6 protein-coding genes are annotated in these 5092 nt (G+C 72.6%); 5 read left to right on the top strand and 1 reads right to left on the bottom strand.

All coding sequences use genetic code 11. The features are described 5' to 3' along the window. The first annotated feature begins 162 nt into the window (after nucleotides 1-162). The 4 genes from VMR86_04895 to VMR86_04880 are packed head-to-tail and all read left to right on the top strand — an operon-like array spanning nucleotide 163 to nucleotide 2917. Nucleotides 163-678, top strand: a complete 516-nt coding sequence (locus VMR86_04895; protein HTO06375.1) for a hypothetical protein — start codon at nucleotides 163-165, stop codon at nucleotides 676-678. Next, complete coding sequence (locus VMR86_04890; GenBank protein ID HTO06374.1) at nucleotides 675-1295, top strand: carbonic anhydrase; 621 nt, start codon at nucleotides 675-677, stop codon at nucleotides 1293-1295. The genes VMR86_04895 and VMR86_04890 overlap by 4 nt, the downstream gene beginning before the upstream one ends. A gap of 3 nt (nucleotides 1296-1298) precedes the next feature. Beyond that, nucleotides 1299-1949: a glutathione S-transferase gene (locus VMR86_04885; protein ID HTO06373.1), complete on the top strand. Its 651-nt coding sequence runs from the start codon at nucleotides 1299-1301 to the stop codon at nucleotides 1947-1949. Next, a complete protein-coding gene (locus tag VMR86_04880; GenBank protein HTO06372.1) occupies nucleotides 1949-2917 on the top strand; it encodes a nitronate monooxygenase in 969 nt (322 codons plus the stop codon). Before VMR86_04885 ends, VMR86_04880 begins: the two co-directional genes overlap by 1 nt. Here the strand turns inward: VMR86_04880 and VMR86_04875 are convergent. Then, on the bottom strand, nucleotides 2908-4434 hold the full coding sequence (locus VMR86_04875; GenBank protein HTO06371.1) for a hypothetical protein: 1527 nt from the start codon (nucleotides 4432-4434) through the stop codon (nucleotides 2908-2910). The two genes, VMR86_04880 and VMR86_04875, sit on opposite strands and share 10 nt — an antisense overlap. Before the next feature lie 188 nt (nucleotides 4435-4622). Here VMR86_04875 and VMR86_04870 point away from each other — a divergent pair. Further along, the coding region (locus tag VMR86_04870) for an HIT domain-containing protein (GenBank protein HTO06370.1) at nucleotides 4623-5092 on the top strand (470 nt) is incomplete at its 3' end.

Raw genomic sequence — 5092 nt, 5'->3', positions numbered from 1 at the left:
GTGCGGCATCCCGGCTTCGTGCGCGGCGCGCCCGGCCCGCGCGAGATCAAGCTGGTCTGGGCCGCGGCCATCGCCGCTGGCGTCGCCGCGCTGTTCCTGTCCGGCGCAGTGTGATCCGCTGACTTGCACTTGCGCACTCGTCCGCGCGATAACGCGAGACGGGTGGCAAAGCTCGTCTTGATCGGGGGCCCGCCAGGGGTCGGGAAGAGCACCGCGCTGCGGCACGTGGAGCGCGCCTTCGAGCGCTGCGCGTGTCTCGACGCGGACGACGCCTGGCGCGTGCACCCGTTCGAAGTGACTCCGGACACCGGCCCGATCTTCATGCGCAACGTGCTGGCCGTGCTGCGCGGCTATCTCGACGCCGGCTACCCGCTCGTGCTGCTCACCTGGGTGCTGGCGAACCCGGCGCTGATCGAGCGCATCTTGAAGGGTCTCGACGGGCGCTACGAGCAGCTCCTCATCCTGCACCTGGTGGCGACCCCCGAGGCGCTGGCCGAGCGCTGCGCCCGCGACGGCGAGCGGCCCCGCGCCCTTCCGTTCGTGCTCCACAAGCTGGAGGACATCCAGGCGCTGCCATATGCGAAGATCGACGTCACGGGTCTGGAGACCCGGGCGGTTGCGGCGCGCATCGTCGCCGAGATCCGCCGTTCCTTCGGAAGAGAGAGTCGCGACGCATGATCCCGGCCCGTGAGGCACTGAATCGGCTGCGGGAGGGCAACCGCCGCTTCGTCGATGGCGTGCGCAGCGCCGACGTACCACTCACCCACGAGCGCCGCGCCGAGCTGGCCAAGGCGCTCGAGCCGTTCGCGATCGTCCTCGGCTGCTCGGACTCGCGCGTGCCCGCCGAGCTGGTGTTCGACCAGGGGCTCGGTGACCTGTTCGTGATCCGGGTGGCGGGGAACATCGTGGCGCCGTCGCAGATCGGCAGCGTCGAGTTCGCGGCCACGCGCTCGGGCGCGCGGCTGGTCGTGGTGCTGGGTCACACGCAGTGCGGCGCGATCCTGGCCACGCTCGAGGAGCTGCGCCAGCCCTCGGTGAACCGCCCGCGCGGCCTGCGCTCAATCGTGGACCGCGTGCGGCCATCGGTCGAAGGCCTGTTGTACACCGAGATGCGCAACGACCCCGACGCGCTGGTGCGCCACGCGGTGCGCGCGAACGTGGGCATCTCGGTGAGTCACCTGCGCCACGGCTCGGAGCTGCTCGAGCAGATGATCGAGCGCGACGAGCTCCTGGTCGTGGGGGCCGAGTACTCGCTCGAGACCGGCGTCGTCGAGTTCTTCGACGACGGCGGGTGAGCCGTGTCCCGCCCGCTGCTTCTCGGCCGCCGCAGCTCCTTCAACGTGCAGAAGGTGCAGTGGCTGCTGGCCGAGCTGGGGCTCGACTTCGAGCAACGCGAGCTCGGCGGGCGCTTCGGCGGCCTCGACACCCCGGAGTTCGGCGCGCTGAACCCGCACCGGCGCGTTCCGGTGCTGGTCGACGGCGACCTGGCGGTCTGGGAGTCGCACGCGATCCTGCGCTATCTGGCCGCGAGTCATGGCGGTGAGTCGTGGTGGCCGCGCTCCCCGGCCGCGCGCTCGCATGCCGACCGCTGGCTCGATTGGGCGGAGACCACCCTGCAGCCCGATTTCATGGGCATCTTCTGGGGCTGGTACCGCACCCCCGAGGCGCAGCGCAACCAGCCGGCGATCGCCGCGGCGCTGCGAGCGTGCGAACGCCACTTCCGGCTGCTCGACGCGCAGCTCGAGTCACGCGACCACCTGCTGGGCGACACGCTCACGCTCGCGGACATCCCGACGGGAGCGAGTCTGTTTCGCTACTTCGAGATGGGGCTGCCCGTCCCGCACCCGCCGCGGGTCGAGGCCTGGTACCGGCGCCTGTGCGCACGGCCCGCCTACCGCGCGCAGGTCATGCTGCCGTTCCAGGAGCTCTTCGGGCGGCTGGCGTTCTGATGTTGGAGACGGCGTTCACGCGACTCGTGGGGGCCAGCGTTCCGATCCAGTGCGCGGCCATGCCTGGAGTCACATCGGTCGAGCTGGCTGCGGCGGTCACGAACGCGGGCGGCGTGGGCATGCTGCCCGCGACCCTGCTCTCGCCCGAAGCGCTCGAGTCCGAGCTCGAACGCCTGGCGCGGGCCGCGCGCGGCCCGTTCGGCGTGAACTTCCTCGTGCCGTTCCTCGACCGCGAAGCCCTGGCCGTGGCCGCGCGTCGGGCGCGCATCGTCGAGTGTTTCTACGGCGAGCCCGATCCGGAGTTCGCGCGCGAGGGCCATCGTCACGGCGCGCTCGTGGGCTGGCAGGTCGGCTCGGCGGCCGAGGCGGCCGCGGCGGAGCGCGCCGGCTGTGACTACGTGGTGGCGCAGGGCACTGAGGCCGGTGGCCACGTGCGGGGAGTCACGAGCCTCTTGCCGTTGCTGGCCGACACGCTCGAACGCGTGCGCGTGCCGATCGTGGCCGCAGGCGGGCTCGCGACCGCGCGCGACCTCGCGGCGGTGCTCGCCTGCGGCGCGTCGGGCGCGCGCCTGGGCACGCGCTTCCTGGCCACGCACGAGTCGTCGGCGCACCCCGGCTACGTCGAGTCGGTGCTGCGCGCGTCCGCGGGCGACACCTGTCTCACCGAGGCGTTCTCGGGTCTGTGGCCGAACGCGCCGCACCGCGTGCTGCGCGCGTCGATCGAGGCCGCGCAAGCCCTGCCCGAAGGTCCGGTGGGCGAGGTGCCGATCGGCGGCCGGCGCCTCCCGGTGACTCGCTTCTCGGTGATCTGCCCCAGCGTGGGCAGCTCGGGCCGGGTCGACGCGATGGCGCTCTACGCCGGTGAGTCGGTCGCGAACGTGACTTCGGTGCGGCCTGCGGCGGAGATCATCGCGGAGCTCGTGTCGGGCGCCGAGAAGCTCCTGCGCGGGCACGCCGGTCAGTCGTAGAGCCCGTCGGTCCACCACGAGTCGTTCGCCAGGTCGTGGTACAGGCGATAGATGCCGCCGTCGGACAGCTCCACGTCCCAGTAGTCGCGCGCGAAGCGGCTCTCGCCCCACCACTCGCCGAACAGCCGCCAGGGGCCGGCGGCGTGCAGCACGCGGCCGCCTTCGCTGCTGCGTGACTGGAGCGACACGTAGGCGGGCGCGCCGCGGTCCGCGCCGTAGACGCGGATCGGCCGCGGCGGTCGCAGCACGCGCAGGGCGATCACGCCGCGCTGCGGCGGCTCGCGGCGCGAGCTCGCGGCCGCGTCGCGCCGGCGCTCGTGTGCCAGCCGGAACTCGACCAGCGCGGCGGCATCCTGCTGATGGGTGTCTTCCACGCGCGGCGCGCCGACCTGGCCGGCGCCGCAGAGTGACTCGATGCGCGCGATGGTCACGGCCAGCTCGCCGGGGGAGGGGAGCGGCGGCAGGAACAGGTCGAGCTGCGCGGTCTCGACGGCGTCGGGAGTGGCGATCGCGCGCAGCGCGATCACGCCCTCCGCGGGCGGATGGCGCTCGAGCGCGAGCCGTGTGAGTCCGAGCAGCACGTGGGGCTCGAGCGTGGGCGCGGCCAGGCCGATCTCGCGCGCGCTGGCGGCGCCGCTCTCGAGCGTGAGCTCGAGCCGCAGGCGGCGCAGCGCCAGGCCGCGCAAGCGTACGCGCCGCACGAGTCTCTCGAGCACCGCGCGCAGCAGGAACGAGAGCGGCTCGAGGTTGGCGATCGCCCACTCCGAGTCGGCGCCCTCCTCGAAGCGCAGGAGCGGCGGGTTCGAGCGGAAGGGGCCCAGATCCTCGCCGTTCGCGCGCCGGGCCAGGCGCACACCGGCTTCGCCGAGCCGGCCGCCCAGGGCGTCGCGCGGAATGCGCGCGATCTGGCCGAGCGTGCGTACCCCCCAGTGCGTGAGCCGCTCGGCGAGCTCGGTCGGGGGGTCGAGCAGGTCGAGCGGCAGGGGCACGAGGAAGCTCGCGGCCTCCTCGGCGCGCAGGATCCGCCCGCCGTCGCGGTGGCGCGCGGCGAGCTCGGCCACCGTGCGCGTGGGCCCGATTCCGAGCCGCACACACGCGGGACCACTGCGGCCGACCTGGAAGCCCACGTCGCTCAGCCGGGTCTCGAGCGCGGTCATGAGCCCGCGTTCGGACGGGAAGAGTGACTGCGTGCCCGCCAGGTCGATGAACACCAGGCCTGGCGCGGCGACCATGACGCGCGGCGAGACCGAGCTGGCCACGTCGAGCAACGCCTGCTCGGTCGAGCGCATGCCCTCGAGTGAGAAAGTGCGGACCTCGAGCCCGGGCTCGACCGCCTTGGCCTGTGCGACGGTCAGTCCGCGATAGAACCCTGCGATGATGGCCGGGCTCTGCGCGCTCCGGCCTTTCCGGTCGCGCTGCTCCACGATCGCAACCCGCTTCGCGGCCAGCTCGGGCTCGGCCCGGAGGCTCGCGGCGAGTGGCAGATCCGCGAGAACGAGGCAGGCAAGCCGTTCCATCGCTGCGAGCCGGCTTCTGGCTCCCGCTCCGAGGCCAGTGCCAAGGCCGGGGCCGCCGGGGTGCCTCCGTGATCGTTGTCCGTCATCTCATTCCGCCTTCATTCGTCTTCTCTTCGCGTATTTTCGCTCTGTTTTCGCCCTGGCGTCAAGTGGGTTCTCCCGTCATGGTGCGCGGCGGGGGAACGGCGATGAGTCTCGACTGGGAGGCGCGCCTGCGCGGGGAAGGCTGCACGCTGTGCGAGCCGCGGCCGCCGGTGACTTCCGAGTGGGACTTCCTGGCCCGGCTGTCGATCTCTTCTTTGTATCTCGCGAAGAATCAGACCTACCGCGGTCAGTGCGTGCTGGTCTTCGACCCGCGCCACGCGCCGCGCCCCGACGACCTGTCGCGCGAGGAGTGGGCCGCGTTCTCCGACGACCTGCGCGTGACCACGGTGGGACTCATGCGCGCCGTCCGCCCCGACCACGTCAACGTCGCCTCGCTCGGCAACGTGGCCCCGCACCTCCACTGGCACGTCGTCCCGCGCACCCAGGGCGACCCGCGCTGGGGATCGCCCATCTGGACGACCGATACCACCAAGATGAGTGACACACGGCTCTCGCCCCGCGACCGCCAGAACCTGCTGGAGCTCTTGCGCGAGTCCGTCGAGCGGGCGCGCCG

Source organism: Myxococcota bacterium (genome assembly GCA_035498015.1).
Lineage (GTDB): Bacteria > Myxococcota_A > UBA9160 > SZUA-336 > SZUA-336 > VGRW01.
Note: the sequence above shows the minus strand (reverse complement) of the source record. Positions and strands in the feature narration are given on the sequence as shown.

Bases quoted from the DNA above. Each gene is read 5' to 3' on its own strand.
- VMR86_04875 (HTO06371.1), bottom strand. From the start codon at position 4,434: ATGGAACGGCTTGCCTGCCTCGTTCTCGCGGATCTGCCACTCGCCGCG.
- VMR86_04890 (HTO06374.1), top strand. From the start codon at position 675: ATGATCCCGGCCCGTGAGGCACTGAATCGGCTGCGGGAGGGCAACCGC.
- VMR86_04880 (HTO06372.1), top strand. From the start codon at position 1,949: ATGTTGGAGACGGCGTTCACGCGACTCGTGGGGGCCAGCGTTCCGATC.